Genomic DNA, 15,269 nt, shown 5'->3' with positions numbered 1-15,269 from the left:
AAAAGAGTGTGAACCAAGGCGTTTAGAAATCGAAGTGTAAGGGGTCAGTGACGTAAACCCCGGTCTTGGGTTTATGTCATTGACTCCTTACATGCAGATTTCTGCCTTGGAGAACACGTTTAGGCTAGAGAAAAGGAAAACTCAGATTTTTGAACCTACCACAGTTGCCCACGCCCACTAATTAACTGAAAGGAGTCACCAAAATTGGCAATTCACGTTGACGAAACCAATCAAACATTTCATTTACAAACGGATCATACAAGTTATATTTTCCAAGTCTTGGCCCACGGCATTTTAGGGCAGGTATATTATGGAAAGAAAATTCACGTCAAACCTCAGTATCCCCAGTTATTACAGCGAGAAATGAAAACGGATACACCGGCTTATTCGCTAGATGAACCCACCGTTCAAATTGGGGATCTGAAGCAAGAATATTCGGATACGGGTACTGGTGATTTTCGACGACCAGCGTACCAAGTTTTGCAGACTAATGGCAGCCGAATCACAGACTTAAAGTATGACCATTATGAAGTTGTTCAGGGCAAGGAACGGTTAACGGGAATGCCATCAACGTTTGATGACACGGACGACGGTGCTGAGACACTGATTATCCATCTGACTGACCAGTTGATTCAACTGGATCTTGAATTAAGTTATACCGTTTTTCCGCATCAAGATGTGATTGTGCGCAGCGCTAATTTCAAAAATCACGGTGTTGAACCCGTGACATTGGAAGCTGCTTTGAGCGCACAGTTGGATTTGCCAGATAAACAGTACGATTTGATTCAGTTCTCTGGCACGTGGGCTCGAGAACGGCATTTAATTCGGACGCCACTACGCTCCGGACTTCAGGCTATTGACTCGGTGCGGACAACTTCTAGTCCACAGCAAAACCCGTTCATGATGCTGGCTCGCCCTAACACCACGGATGATGACGGCGAAGCTTTTGGCTTTAACCTCGTCTATTCTGGCGATTTCTTAGATCAAATCGAAGTTGACCAGTGGGATGTTAGTCGAATACTCGTTGGCATCAATCCAGCAGAATTTGAATGGCAATTAGCACCTGATAAGGAATTTCAGACGCCTGAAGCCATCATCAGTTATACTACCGATGGGATGAATCAACTGAGTCAGCAATTGGCGGATTTCTATGGTCAACACTTGGTTAATCTCAAGTACCGGCGGATGGAACGACCAATTCTAGTGAATAACTGGGAAGCCACTTACTTCGATTTTAACGATCAGAAATTATTGAACATCGCTAAACAAGCTAAGCGCCTAGGCATCGAAATGTTTGTGCTGGATGATGGCTGGTTTGGTCATCGAAATGATGATCATACATCGTTAGGTGATTGGTTCGTTGATCCGAAAAAACTGCCAAATGGGATTGGTGCTTTTGCCGGTGAAGTGCACGATCTAGGATTGAAGTTTGGCCTCTGGTTTGAACCGGAAATGATTTCAATTGATAGTGAACTCTATGAAAAACACCCAGAGTGGCTGATTCACGTACCGAAGCGCCGGAAGACACCTGGCCGTAATCAGTATGTACTGGACTTTAGTCGTCCGGAAGTTGTCGATTACATTTACAATATGATGAGTCAAACCATTCAGGAAACCAAGCTGGATTATATTAAGTGGGACATGAATCGTTACATCACCGAAATGTTCAGCGCTGCTTTACCAGCAGACCGGCAATTAGAGATGCCACATCGCTATATTCTGGGTGTATATAGTCTCTATGCACGATTGACTGAGACGTACCCCGATGTACTGTTTGAATCCTGTGCTTCAGGTGGTGGCCGTTTTGATTTGGGCATGATGTATTACGCGCCACAGGCTTGGACCAGTGATGATACGGATGCGGCAGAACGGATGAAGATTCAGTTTGGAACCAGTTATGGCTACCCACAGTCTATGATGGGAGCACACGTCTCGGCGGTACCTAACGAGCAGACTGGTAGGATCACTTCCTTAGAAACGCGAGCGAACGTTGCCTTTTACGGTGCTTTTGGCTACGAGTTAGATATTTCGAAAATGCCGGATGAAGAGGCTGAACAAGTAAAAGAACAAGTGGCTTTCTATAAGCAGCATCGCTTACTGTATCAATTCGGTAAATTGTACCGATTAGACAGTCCGTTTGAAGGGGACGGCAACGTGATGAGTTGGGTCGTGGTTGATGATCAGCAAAATCACGCCATCGCAACTCGTTATCAGTTGTTAAATCATCCTAATGCACCGTATGATCGGCTGTATTTACGGGGATTGGATTCCAACAAACGGTATCGCGTGAACGATAGCGCTGAGACTTACTACGGTGATGAGCTCATGAACGCCGGCATCTTCATTGGCAGTGAATTTGATGATTCCGCTGCGGTCAAGCAGTCAGCGGACTTTAGTTCTCGCAGATTCATTATTGATGCAGTTGAATAAAATAAACAAGCTGTGCCAAAACTCGGTAGATTCCAGAATTTAACGCCAATAAAGCCTATTCCGAAAAGTTCGTCGGAATAGGCTTTATTGGCGTTAAATGGCCGAAATCTGAGTTTTGACACGCGATTAGGCTATATTAACGTATTGAATCAAAGTATCATTATGACTAATCGTAACCAAAAAATGGATTGAAATACCTACCAATGTTGACTCATGGCACGGTCTTTTTATTTGATGATTAACTTAATACTAGGCCCAATCGACCGCGGGCTGTTGATTCAAAATAGTATCAATAGCGGCAAGCTCATCATCGGAGAATGTCAGGTTATCTAGGGCTTTTACGTTATCGACTAATTGCTGAGGCCGGCTGGCACCAACCAATACACAAGCTAGTTCTGGCTTACGTAGATTCCAGGCTAGCGCCATTTCAGCTAAGGTCTGATGACGTGATTGGGCAACCTCATTGAGTGCCTTCACCGTTTTCAGCGTTTGCTCAACTTGACTTGGCTGGAGAAACGGACTGGTAGATTTCGCTGCCCGTGAGTTTTTAGGAATGCCGTTTAAATACTTGTCGGTGAGTAATCCCTGGCAAAGCGAGCTGAAGCCGGCTGCAGCTTTATGGTACTTCTTCAAAACGGGGAAGAGATCACTTTCCACACCGCGGTTGAACATATTATAGCGTGGTTGGTGAACCACAAAAGGCGTGTGCATCTCTTCAAAGCATTTAATCATGGCTTCGGTTTGAGCCCCACTGTAGTTGGAAATTCCCACGTACAGCGCTTTACCTTCGCGGACTAAACTGTCTAATGCCTGGGCGGTTTCATAGATGTTAGTTTCCGGATCGGCACGGTGGCTATAGAAGATGTCTACGTAGTCCAGCCCCATCCGTTTGAGACTTTGGTCGGCACTGGCAATGATACTTTTACGCGAACCCCAGTTACCATAAGGGCCATCCCACATTTCGTACCCAGCCTTGCTGGCAATGACCATTTCGTCACGGTATGGTTTCATATCAGTGGCCATGATTCGGCCAAAGTTTTCTTCGGCGCTACCGGGTTCAGGACCATAATTATTAGCTAAATCAAAATACGTGATGCCAAGGTCAAATGCTTGCTGGACAATGGCGCGTTGATTTTCGTATGCATCCACGCTACCAAAGTTATGCCAGAAGCCTAAACCAATGGCTGATAATTTCAAACCGCTATCACCTAGTCGATTGTAGACCATGTTGTCATAGCGGTTGGGGTTTGCTTCGTACATGACGTTACCTCCTAATTAAATAAGTAAACGATTTCATTATAACGCACTTGCAGCGTAAAACTAAAAGATGGATGAGATTCTAAATGAGCGCGAAAAGCTGTGATTGACACGATTATGGTGAACCCGTAGAATAAAAACATCAGTGCTCAAATGAGGAGATGATGAGAATGACGGGAATCTTAGATACGAAGTCAGCACTGAAAGAGACGTTACCCACTGTTTTTGGTTATATCGGCATCGCGCTTGCTTTTGGGATTACCGCCAGAGCAAATGGGTTAAGTATTTTAGAAATTTTTTTAATGTCATTAATTACATATGCTGGGTCAGCAGAATTTGTGATTGTTAGTCTAATTGCGTTACACGCTGGTATCGGCTCTATCGTGATGTCCGTTTTTTTGGTGAATGCACGGATGATCCTGATGAGCACGGTAGTTGCACCATACTTGTCCCATGAAAGTATGGCAAAGAACATTTGGGCAGGAACTTTGCTGACGGACGAAACCTTTGCGTTAAGCATGAACAAGCTTAACTACACGGATCATCGACTTAATTTTAGGTGGCTAAATACGGCCAACATCTTTGCTTATTTAGTTTGGGCAGTGACTTCTGCAGTTGGCGGAATGCTGGGCAATCTCATCAATAACCCGGAAAAATATGGGTTCAGTTTTGCTTTAGTTGCCATGTTTATCGGTCTTTTATACCTGCAGATGATTTCGGATCGGGCAATCAAGTTAACGATTCAATTCGTAGTGGTTATTTTCGTAGCTGTTTTAATGTTTCTAGGAATGAAATGGCTCCCGCAAAACGGGCTATTATTAATCGTGACGTTACTCGGTTGCGGATTTGGGGTGGTGTTAAAGCATGGCACTAAATAGTTATGTCTTACTTGTGATTTTGGGAAGTGGTCTCGTGACCTGGTTATCGAGGGTGGTGCCATTTATTCTGCTAAAACAGTTTAAGTTGCCCAAGGTGGTAGTTAATTTTCTGGGGTTTGTGCCAATCTGTATCATGACGGCACTCTGGATGGAAAGTTTGTTCATTCAGCATCTAGGACAGTTTCCAAGCCTTAATGTTCCCAACGCTCTGGCCAGCATTCCGACGTTGATCAGTGCTGTGATCAGTAAAAATCTATTGGTTATTGTCATTGTCGGTGTGCTTTCCTTAGCCGTAGTTAATGTATTACTTTAAAATTAATCGTTTGCTTATACGTCAATCATGGTTAAATTGACACATTTCTGTAATATTAGTATACTCTCGTAGGAGTGTTCGGTTTGATGGAACCTATTTGGGACGGTAGGTTAATACGAGAGGAGTATTATATGATGAACGAGGAAACAATGGCAAGTCGGCGTCAACAGCTAAAACGTGATGCCCGGGGATTTTTAGACAAGAACTTTACTTTCTATTTGCTCTTATTTTTACCGATTTATATTTTGGGATTAGCAGTGGGATTTGGTTATTTTGCTTTTAGTTTAAACGGTAACGTTGCCGGTAGTGACTGGCTGAATTTACTGAGTATTGTTTCATCATTGTTGTCGATTGGTGTTTCTTTCGTCATGATTGATCTGCAGCGGGGTGTCGGTGAATTTACTGAACCCGTTAGCAAGTCATTCACGATTTTTAATCGTGGTAGTTACTTTCTGGGCTCGTTAGTATTGATTATTCTGGTCGGTATTTTTACCTTTCTTTGGACTTTGTTATTGATCGTTCCAGGAATTATCAAGAGTCTCTCTTATTCACAGGCGATTTTTATCTACCGTGATTACTTGGATCAAGGTAAGAAGATTGGTTTCCTAGAAGCTATTACTTTAAGTCGAAAAATGATGGATGGGCATAAATGGGAATATTTCGTGATGGGCTTAAGTTTCATTGGCTGGGGCTTAGCATGTATCATTATTATTCCAATCATCTGGGTTTATCCGTACATGAATCAGACGCTTGCTAATTTCTACGTTAAATTAGCGGCTGAGGATGTTCAGAGTACTAATGAAGAAGACGAAAAGCCAACGGTGGTTACACCCAATAAGGATGATACTCAGGGTTCTGAATCAGCACCAACCGAAACTTTTTATCCGGATTCGGGATCAAAGCCAGACGATTCGTCACATAATGACCAGTAGCATAGTGTTAGTGAAGGTGCCAATGGGGTGCCTTTTTTAGTTGATTAAAGTGATAAAAATAAATACATATGAGGATGGTCAAATGTCAAAAACAGAAAAAACGCCGCAGTGGCAGCGAAATCTTTACGCTTTATGGCTGGGTAACTTTATTACGGGTGCTGGTGCGAGCATGAGCTTGCCGTTTTTACCACTATTTATTAGTGAAATGGGTCATTTTCCTAAATGGGAGCTCACCTTATACGCAGGATTAGCGTTTTCGGGTACCTTTTTAAGTCAAGCAATCGTGTCGCCATTTTGGGGCAAACTAGCTGATAGAACTGGTCGAAAACCAATGCTGATGCGTGCGGCCCTTGGGATGACCATTACGGCAACATTAACGGGATTCTCGCCAAATGTTTGGATTTTGATTGCGTTACGAGTGATTCAAGGTGGTTTCTCTGGTTACATTAATAACGCATACGCATTAATGGCGAGTGAAGTTCCAGCTGATAAAAGTGGTCGGACTATGGGAACGTTAACCACTGGTAATGTCGGTGGTACGCTGATTGGTCCCATTATTGGTGGCTACATGGCCGGCATATTTGGTTACCGGATTCCGTTCTTTATGTTTGGTGGCATGATGTTGATTGCATCGATCACGACTTTATTTTTCGTGAAGGAAAATTTTCAGTCATTAGACGACCCCAAGTATGCGGAACGGAGCGCCTTTACCGGTATTAAACACGTGCGGGTAGTTTGGGCAATGATTATTTCTTCAATGCTGATACAGGCTGCCACCACATCGATCAACCCGATTATTAGTTTGTTTGTGAAGGAATTGATGCATGGTCACGGTAATATTGCCATGGCCAGTGGGGTTATCGCGGCACTACCAGGAATTGCCACACTGCTTGCAGCGCCACGATTAGGGGCCTTGGGAGACCATATTGGTCCACGAAAAGTCCTGGTTGCCGGACTAATATTTTGTGCGGTGATGTTTTTACCCATGTTTTTCGTTCAAAGCGTTGCTAGTTTAGGTGTCTTTCGATTCTTAGTTGGCATTTCGGATGCTGCCTTACTCCCAATAACTCAGACCGTGATGACGTTAGCCACACCAAAAGAATCAATTAGTCGAATTTTTAGTTATAATCAATCTGCTCAGGCAATTGGTTCGGTAATTGGTCCAATGCTGGCTGCTGGAGTAGCCGGTGTTTTGGATTACCGATACGTCTTTTTGATGACGACTGGTCTAGTCCTTATTAATCTTGGCATCGTGGTGTGGGCTTATAAAGCTGATTATAAAACAGTTAAAGAAACCCGATAGTAAGGGCTTTTTGCTTGCTTAACGGTAATGAAATGAGTACAATTTTCTTAGAATTGATTGATAATGGCAATTAATATTAAGAGAGAATTGGAGAATTGACTATGGGTAGCACACAAGAGAGAACCCGGCGCCAAATTTTAAATGCCTTTTTAGATTTGCTTGGTGAAAAACCATATGACATGATTAGCGTATCAGAGATTGCTCAAGAGAGTTTCATTACTCGCAGTACCTTTTACCGTTATTTTTCTGATAAAAAAAGTTTGCTGATGGCTGAAATTGAGGATACAGTCCAAAGACACACACCGAATCAGCCATTGTTAGTTCAATTCGTTGAGTATGTTGAATCATACTGGACAGTACTCAGAAATTTAATGCCGACCCGGCAAAGTCGCTCAGATCTTCATGAAATACTGAATCAAATCCTATGGGAACTCATCCAGCGCCGTGTTGCGACTGGTTCAAAGAATGATCCGGTCATTGAAACGATCCAGCGCTCGCACAATAAAGATGTTATGATCAGTGCCATCGAAGGAATGTTAATGGGAATTTTAGAGCGCTATGTGGTTGAAGGAACAGAAAAAATTGATCATAAGCAATTGGAAGCAGCCATACTTGAAATTAATAGTTTGTTTAAACAAAAACAGTCCTAATTAAAAGTTAAAGCTGTGACAAAACTCGGTAGAGGCCAGAGTTTAACGTGAATAATGCCTATTTCGCAATTTTTGCGGAATAGGCATTATTTGTGTTAAACGGCCGGAATCTGAGTTTTGGCACGTAATCAGGTGATATCAATATACAGAACCCGAAGTACGATAATCACTAATTTTGATTGAAAAATTGATTGAAATACTTACCAAAATAGACTTAGGACAAAGTCTTATTTTGTCCCAATTATTAACCACAAATGAGAAAATGCACAAAGTTTGCTGTAATTTAGCATATTCATGTACAGAACAATTACTGCATGATATTATGGAAGCGGTTACAATAAACTAATCAAACTAATAATAATGAATATAAAGGGGTACTTACCATGAAATTAGCCAAGTACATTGACCACACCATTTTAAACGCTGACGCTACTGAAACAGATGTCGACAAAGTCATTGCGGAAGCTATCAAATATGATTTTGCTTCAGTATGCATCAACCCATACTGGGTCAAGCATACTGCTGCTGGATTACAGGGCTCAGATGTGAATACTTGTACCGTCATTGGTTTTCCTCTGGGTGCAACTTCAACTCAGAGCAAAGTCTTTGAAGCTAAACAGGCGATGAAGGACGGTGCTGACGAGTTGGATATGGTGATTAATATTGGTGAACTCAAGGCAAATCATGATGATGCCGTCTTGGCGGATATCAAAGCATTGGCTGATGCTATTCATGCAGAAAACAAATTGCTCAAAGTGATTATTGAAACTGCATTACTAACCGACGAAGAAAAAGTTCGTGCTTGCCAGTTAGCTGAAAAAGCGGGTGCTGACTTTGTGAAAACTTCTACAGGGTTCTCGACGGCAGGCGCCAAAGTGGCTGACGTTAAATTAATGCGTGAGACCGTTGGTGACCGTTTGGGTGTCAAAGCTTCTGGTGGGGTGCACTCTAAAGCAGAAGCAGAGGCCATGATTGAAGCGGGTGCTACCCGAATTGGTGCCAGTGCCAGTGTCAAAATTGTAACGGAAGATTAAAGGGGGCTTTAGCCATGACTTTTAAACGCGTATTTGGTATCGTCATTGATTCCGTTGGGATCGGTGAAGCGAGTGATGCCAATAAATTTGGTGATGTGGGAGCCGATACATTGGGTCATATCGGTGAGTTTTATAAAGGTGATTTAAAGCTTCCTAACCTTGCTAAGATGGGGCTGTCAAACATTCGTCCTAGCAATCCCATTGAAGGGGTGCCGTTAGCAAACCACCCAATCGGGTACTTTGGCAAAATGCATGAAGTTTCGGTAGGAAAAGATAGTATGGATGGTCATTGGGAAATGATGGGCTTGCCCGTCACGGAACCACTGGGCTTCTTCCCTGAAGGGTTTCCGGCTGAACTCATTAAACAAATTGAAGAATTTAGCGGTCGGCACGTGATCGTCAATAACCCCTATTCTGGCACCGATGTTATCCATGATTATGGTGAACAACAAATGAAGACGGGTGACTTGATCGTGTACACATCCGGCGATTCCGTTTTACAGATTGCTGCTCACACGGATGTGATTCCGCTGAAAGAACTTTATAAAATCTGTGAATTTGCCCGGTCCATTACCATTGATAAACCCTACCGAATCGGCCGAATCATTGCTAGACCATATGTTGGACCAGATAAGGATCATTTTACCCGGACTTCTGATCGCCATGACTTTACCCTGGCACCAACTGGTGAAACTGACTTGGACCGTTTAAAAGCTGCCGGATTGGATGTTTTAGCGGTGGGTAAAATCAACGATATTTTCTCGGGTCAGGGCATCACGGACGGTGTTCACACCGTTAGTAATGATGACGGCATGAAGCGGACACTAGAAAACGCCGGCAAAGATTTCAACGGCTTTAGCTTTACCAATCTCGTTGATTTTGATGCCATGTATGGTCATCGGCGCAATCCAGAGGGCTACGGTAAAGCGTTGATGGCTTTTGATGAACAGTTAGGTGATTTATTAGCTTCTTTGAGCGATAGCGACTTATTGATGATCACTGCTGACCACGGAAACGATCCCGGTTTTAAGGGCACGGATCACACCCGTGAATACGTACCGTTACTGGTTTATTCACCACAGTTCAAGCAGAACGGTTCGTTGGGAATTCGCCGCACATACGCTGACTTTGGTGCAACTATTCTAGATAACTTCAACGTTAGCGGGAATTCGACAGGCACTTCATTCTTAAAGTCATTGAAATAGGAGGAAAACGCAATGAGTACACACATTGGCGCTGAAATGGGCGATATCGCTGAAACGGTTTTATTACCAGGGGATCCGTTACGGGCAAAGTACGTGGCAGATAACTTTTTAGATGACGTTGTTCAGTACAATTCGGTGAGAAATGCATTCGGCTATACCGGTACTTATAAAGGACATCGAGTCTCTGTTCAAGGAACAGGCATGGGGATTCCATCGATTTCAATTTATACGAATGAACTAATTCGCTTCTTTGGTGTGAAACACCTGATGCGAATTGGCAGTATTGGTGGTTTTGGTGAATCTGTGAAGATTCGTGATATTCTCATCGCTGAATCTGCCAGTACTGATTCGGCAATTATTCAAAACACCTTTAAAGCAGGCGTAATTTACGCGCCTACTGCTGATTTTGATATGTTGCTAAAGGCTTACGAGTCCGCTAAAGAAGCTGGGGTTTCGGTCAAAGTCGGTAATATCTTCAGTGCGGACCGCTTTTATAACGATGAGATTGATTATCAGCAGTTGATCGACTACGGCGTATTGGGAACCGAAATGGAAACCGCTGCGTTATACATGCTGGCTGCTAAGTATGGTGTGCAAGCGTTGTCGATCAACACGGTTAGTGATAACCTCACCACCGGCGAAGCACTATCAGCAGAAGATCGTCAGAATTCATTTAGTGAAATGATGACCGTGGCGTTAGAGACGGCGATTAAGTTATAGCATAAAATCACTAATCACAAATAAAGAGGGGGTAGTGACTGGAATAACGGCGTATTTCAGTCGCCACCCCCCTTTATATTTTTAGTCAGGAGGACTTTATGATGAGAATGGTAGACGTAATCGATCATAAGCGAAATGGCGGAGCGTTGACCAACGAAGAAATCAAATTCTTTGTTGATGGGGTGGTGGACGGCAGTATTCCCGACTACCAAACCAGTGCCCTGCTTATGGCTATCTACTTTAATGGGATGGCAGACGGTGAACAAGCTGAACTGGCACTGCAGATGTTGAAGTCAGGAGATCAGCTTGATTTGTCAGATATTCCGGGCATTAAAGTCGATAAACATTCTACTGGCGGTGTGGGTGATAAAACCAGCTTGCCACTGGCACCAATGATTGCGGCTTTAGGTATTCCAATTCCGATGATTTCTGGTAGGGGCTTAGGGCATACTGGCGGTACGTTGGATAAACTGGAAGCCATTCCGGGGTTTAAAGTAGAACTCTCTGAAGAAGCCTTTAAGCAACAAGTAAAAGATATCCACTTAGCTATTGTTGGGGCAACGGGTAATATTGCGCCAGCCGATAAAAAGATTTACGCTCTGCGAGATGTGACTGACACGGTGGATTCGATCCCGTTGATTGCTGGTTCCATTATGAGTAAAAAGATTGCTTCAGGAACGGATGCCTTAGTCCTGGACGTTAAGACCGGGTCGGGTGCCTTCATGAAAACGGAAGACCAAGCTCGTGCGTTAGCTAAAGCCTTAGTTTCGATTGGTAAAAATGCCGGCATGGAGTGTATGGCACTGATTTCTGATATGAATCAGCCACTGGGACGGATGATTGGAAATGCACTAGAAATTCAGGAAACGATTGATATTTTGAAGGGCGAAGGCCCAGACGACATCACTGATTTAGTGTTAACGCTTGGTAGCCAAATGGTCGTCTTAGCCAAGAAAGCGAAAACGCTGGCTGAGGCACGTAAGATGCTTGAAGAGGTTGTCGCTAATGGCGAAGCGTTAGCAAGCTTCCGACAAATGGTGATTGCCCAGGGCGGTGACGAACGCGTGGTAGATGATCCAACCATCATGCCTCAAGCAAAATACAAGATTGACCTACCAGCACGGTCTAGCGGTGTTGTGGCTAAAATGACGGCTGATGAAATTGGTGTTGCCAGCATGTTACTCGGTGGCGGCCGTCAAAAAGCGGATGACCAGTTAGACTATGCGGTGGGGATTGAACTGAAGAAAAAGGTTGGCGATGCTGTTAGTGAAGGGGAACCGTTACTGACCATTTATGCTAACCGTGAAGATATCGATAACATCAAAGAGTTACTGTACGACAATATTGAGATAGCGGATGCGGCAGCACCCATCACGTTGATTCACGAGATTATTAAATAATTTTCTTTATATGAAGACAAATAACCTGATTGCTCGTTTTGACAATCAGGTTATTTAGTAGGGTTAACTTAGCTTATTATGCAATTGTTGACACCGGTAAGTCTTAAGTCGTACATTATGAGCATCACAACTTATTTTGGGGGACATTTCAATGGTTTACTGGTTCGATATCCGGATGGCAATCCTGACCTTTCCGTTAGTGGCATTATTAATTACCTTTCCAATTCTACTGTGGCATTATCACCGTTTTGGAGCAATCTCGCGGTGGTCGATATTGATGCTATACAGTTGCGTGTTTTATTTACTATGCGCTTATTTTCTGATTATGTTGCCGCTCCCAAGTGTTGACTCGGTAGCCAAACTGACGACGCCTAGGTATAATCTGCAGCCGTTGCTGTTTATTCGGGAATTTATTGATCAAAATCCGCTACAGCTTGCGGACCCGCATACTTGGGTAGCTGCGGTTAAGGCGCCAACGGTGATTCAGCCATTGTTTAACGTTGTGTTAACGATTCCGTTTGGGTTTTACCTGCGCAGTTACTTTCATAAATCGTGGTGGCAGACGATTCTGCTTTCATTTTGCTTATCGTTATTCTTTGAACTGACCCAGTTAACTGGCGATTACGGTATCTATCCGCGGTCATATCGATTATTTGACGTGGACGATCTGCTCTTAAACACGACTGGCGGCTTGGTGGGATTTGGACTTACCCGATTTATTTTACCCATTTTGCCTACGTCACAGCATATTAAAGAAAAATTGCAGATTCAAGCGCGCCAGGTGTCAGTGTTCCGTCACGCCACGGCCTTTGTAGTTGATTGGCTCAGCTTTTCCATCGTGTCGATGATTGGTAATGGGTTAGTGGGCAATGTAAAAGTGTTCGCGCAGCCTGTGTCGTTGGTGAGTTTGATCGTGGTGGTGTTGTTGCCACAACTCATTTGGAGAAAGACGTTAGGGATGCGCTTAGTGCACTTGAAAGTGGTGAATAAGAGCGAAGAGAAGGCCACTGCTCAGCAGGTGTGCCAACGCTGGTTAGCAGGCTATAGTTTATTTTTGGTGCCCATCTTGATTGGTGGCGGCTTAGCGTTTGTGAGCCAAGGCAGCCAGTTTTATATGTACGGCAGTATCATCATGGTACTCATATTAGTTATCATCGTGATTCTACTAGGACTGGATATGATGATTGATGCTTTTCGGCCACAGCACGCGCTATTGTTTGAACGGTGGAGTCAGACCAAATTAATTTCGGATTATCATTAAACATTGTGTGACACAACTCGGTAGATTCCAGAATCTAACACCCAAAACGCCATTCCGTTTTTTATCGGGATGGCGTTTTGGGTGTTATAGGGCCGGAATCTGAGTTGCGGAACCGGTTAAGGCTACGTTTACGTGCTGAATTTAAAATACTTATATGGCATAGCCTTACTTTCGTTGATTAGTAAAATGAAGGCTTATCGCCATCTGTACCTGGTTGATCAACCCCAACTGAATGACCGATTTCTTTGCTTGGGTCATTGATCAAAGAGACAACGAAATCGGCAATGCTCTTACGAGAAACTTCGGTCCCCTTAAATGGCTCACCTTTTTGTGTGGTCTCGTAACTGACGATATCCTTGTTTGAAAGCCAAGCAGGACGGACAATGGTGTAGTCCAAGCCAGAAGCTTCGATGACTTTGGCTGCTGCAGCGTAGGTTTCTAGATAACCGCCATCCAGCATTTGATGGTTCCATTCACCGTACTTACCGGGAACTTCATCGTAAATGCCCAGTGTTGAGATCCAAATCAAACGTTTGAGACCCATCTCTTTCATGGCAGCAACGACTGTTTTGGCCTGGTTTTCAATGTCATGGTTACCAAGGTTGGCATACACGATATCTTGACCTTCCATGGCTTTTTTCAGGCTGGCTTGATCAGTAGCGTCACCTTCAATAACCGTTTCTCGAGTAGTATCTGATACGCTTAACCGGTCTGCATGACGCAAGAATAACGTCAACCGGTGTTTCGTTTGCGTCAATAGTTGTGCTTCAGCTAATTTTGCGATTTTGCCGTTTGCACCTAAAATTAATACGTTTGTCATTTCGATTCACTCCTATCTCATTTACAAGTTCATTATAGGCTGTCACGGTTAAAATTGAACGGACAGATACGTGAGCTTTGTCCGCCACTTGTGTTTGCAAGGTAAGATAAGGTAGAATAAGTGTTATAGTTCAGGTAGTTAATGGCATGACTTATTTTTAAAATTTTAACAAAAGAGGGATTATCATGAGTGGCATTTTAACGGGTAAAAAAATTGTAATTATGGGGGTCGCGAATAAGCGCAGTTTAGCCTATGGCTGTTTTCAAGCTTTAGCATCACAGGGCGCTGAGATTATCTTAACTTATCAAAATGACCGGATGCTGAAAAGTTTAAACCGGTTTATCGATGAAGACGTGACCAAAGTCCTTTGCGATGTCAGTGATCCGGAGAACGTTGAAAGTGCCTTTAAGACGATTCACGAACAGGCTGGTCAGATTGATGGGATCATTCACGCAATCGCGTACGCTGATCCTGAGGACTTAAAGGGTGAAACGACGGATGCTAGTCTGGAGAGCTTTAATAAGGCGCAGAGTATTAGCGTTTATTCATTGATTTCAGTGGCGAAGTACGGCCGTCAAATCATGAACGAAGGCGGTTCGATCGTTACACTGACCTACATGGGTTCTGAAAGAGCAATTCCTAATTATAATATTATGGGGATTGCTAAAGCTGGCTTGGAGGCATCGGTTCGTTACCTTGCTAGAGACTTAGCCAGCCAAAATATTCGGGTCAACGCGATTTCTGCTGGTGCCGTTAAGACGTTAGCAGTTACTGGTGTTAAGGATTACAGCACTTTAATCAAGCTTTCAAACGAGCGCGCTGTTAACGGGGTTGGCGTGACCATCCAAGAAGTTGGTAACACGGCCGCCTTTTTGATGAGCGACTTGAGTAGTGGTCTTGTAGGAGACACGATTTATGTTGATAAGGGCACGCATTTGATTTAATTAATGGCTGCATTTTAGTCCGACACTTTAATCATTAGAGGGAAACGATATGTAAGTCCCCCGTAACTGGATTGCCAAATTTTGGGAAATCAGTTATGGGGGACTTTGTGTGTCATGCTTTT

The 15,269-nt window shown here is 43.5% G+C and carries 14 protein-coding genes; 12 read left to right on the top strand and 2 right to left on the bottom strand.

Annotated elements, in window-relative coordinates; all coding sequences use genetic code 11:
• Positions 1-204 precede the first annotated feature (204 nt).
• A complete protein-coding gene (locus tag AC6H04_RS00610; protein WP_497569847.1) occupies positions 205-2,430 on the top strand; it encodes an alpha-galactosidase in 2,226 nt (741 codons plus the stop codon).
• A 249-nt stretch (positions 2,431-2,679) separates the two neighbouring features.
• Here AC6H04_RS00610 and AC6H04_RS00605 read toward each other — a convergent pair whose 3' ends face one another.
• Entirely contained in the window at positions 2,680-3,690 is a 1,011-nt protein-coding gene (locus AC6H04_RS00605; protein ID WP_497569846.1) for an aldo/keto reductase, read from the bottom strand.
• Positions 3,691-3,857: 167 nt separating this feature from the next.
• Here AC6H04_RS00605 and AC6H04_RS00600 point away from each other — a divergent pair, with 167 nt between their 5' ends.
• The 10 genes from AC6H04_RS00600 to AC6H04_RS00555 all read left to right on the top strand — a co-directional run bounded on the left by AC6H04_RS00600 (position 3,858) and on the right by AC6H04_RS00555 (position 13,383).
• Positions 3,858-4,565 (top strand): AzlC family ABC transporter permease, encoded by a 708-nt coding sequence (locus AC6H04_RS00600; RefSeq protein WP_497569845.1) that lies wholly within the window; start codon positions 3,858-3,860, stop codon positions 4,563-4,565.
• Complete coding sequence (locus AC6H04_RS00595; protein ID WP_497569844.1) at positions 4,552-4,878, top strand: AzlD domain-containing protein; 327 nt, start codon at positions 4,552-4,554, stop codon at positions 4,876-4,878. The genes AC6H04_RS00600 and AC6H04_RS00595 overlap by 14 nt, the downstream gene beginning before the upstream one ends.
• Positions 4,879-5,012: 134 nt before the next feature.
• Positions 5,013-5,810, top strand: coding sequence for a DUF975 family protein (locus AC6H04_RS00590; protein WP_497569843.1), 798 nt, complete (start codon positions 5,013-5,015; stop codon positions 5,808-5,810).
• An 82-nt stretch (positions 5,811-5,892) separates the two neighbouring features.
• The gene (locus AC6H04_RS00585) at positions 5,893-7,113 is read left to right on the top strand and encodes an MFS transporter (protein ID WP_497569842.1); all 1,221 of its coding nucleotides are present in this window, start codon (positions 5,893-5,895) and stop codon (positions 7,111-7,113) included.
• A 101-nt stretch (positions 7,114-7,214) separates the two neighbouring features.
• On the top strand, positions 7,215-7,763 hold the full coding sequence (locus AC6H04_RS00580; RefSeq protein ID WP_497569841.1) for a TetR/AcrR family transcriptional regulator: 549 nt from the start codon (positions 7,215-7,217) through the stop codon (positions 7,761-7,763).
• Positions 7,764-8,146: 383 nt separating this feature from the next.
• Positions 8,147-8,797, top strand: a complete 651-nt coding sequence (deoC, locus tag AC6H04_RS00575; RefSeq protein WP_497569840.1) for a deoxyribose-phosphate aldolase — start codon at positions 8,147-8,149, stop codon at positions 8,795-8,797.
• A gap of 14 nt (positions 8,798-8,811) precedes the next feature.
• Positions 8,812-10,002: a phosphopentomutase gene (locus AC6H04_RS00570; protein WP_497569839.1), complete on the top strand. Its 1,191-nt coding sequence runs from the start codon at positions 8,812-8,814 to the stop codon at positions 10,000-10,002.
• 12 nt (positions 10,003-10,014) lie between these two features.
• The gene (gene deoD / locus AC6H04_RS00565) at positions 10,015-10,722 is read left to right on the top strand and encodes a purine-nucleoside phosphorylase (RefSeq protein WP_497569838.1); all 708 of its coding nucleotides are present in this window, start codon (positions 10,015-10,017) and stop codon (positions 10,720-10,722) included.
• 101 nt (positions 10,723-10,823) lie between these two features.
• Positions 10,824-12,122, top strand: a complete 1,299-nt coding sequence (locus AC6H04_RS00560; RefSeq protein WP_497569837.1) for a pyrimidine-nucleoside phosphorylase — start codon at positions 10,824-10,826, stop codon at positions 12,120-12,122.
• 151 nt (positions 12,123-12,273) lie between these two features.
• The gene (locus tag AC6H04_RS00555) at positions 12,274-13,383 is read left to right on the top strand and encodes a VanZ family protein (protein WP_497569836.1); all 1,110 of its coding nucleotides are present in this window, start codon (positions 12,274-12,276) and stop codon (positions 13,381-13,383) included.
• A 178-nt stretch (positions 13,384-13,561) separates the two neighbouring features.
• Here AC6H04_RS00555 and AC6H04_RS00550 read toward each other — a convergent pair whose 3' ends face one another.
• On the bottom strand, positions 13,562-14,203 hold the full coding sequence (locus tag AC6H04_RS00550) for an SDR family oxidoreductase (protein ID WP_497569835.1): 642 nt from the start codon (positions 14,201-14,203) through the stop codon (positions 13,562-13,564).
• 185 nt (positions 14,204-14,388) lie between these two features.
• Between AC6H04_RS00550 and fabI the strand changes: the two genes are divergently transcribed.
• Positions 14,389-15,147, top strand: coding sequence for an enoyl-ACP reductase FabI (fabI, locus tag AC6H04_RS00545; protein ID WP_497569834.1), 759 nt, complete (start codon positions 14,389-14,391; stop codon positions 15,145-15,147).
• The last annotated feature ends 122 nt before the right edge of the window (positions 15,148-15,269 follow it).

It is taken from the genome of Secundilactobacillus sp. MJ173 (assembly GCF_059704265.1).
Note: the sequence above shows the minus strand (reverse complement) of the source record. Positions and strands in the feature narration are given on the sequence as shown.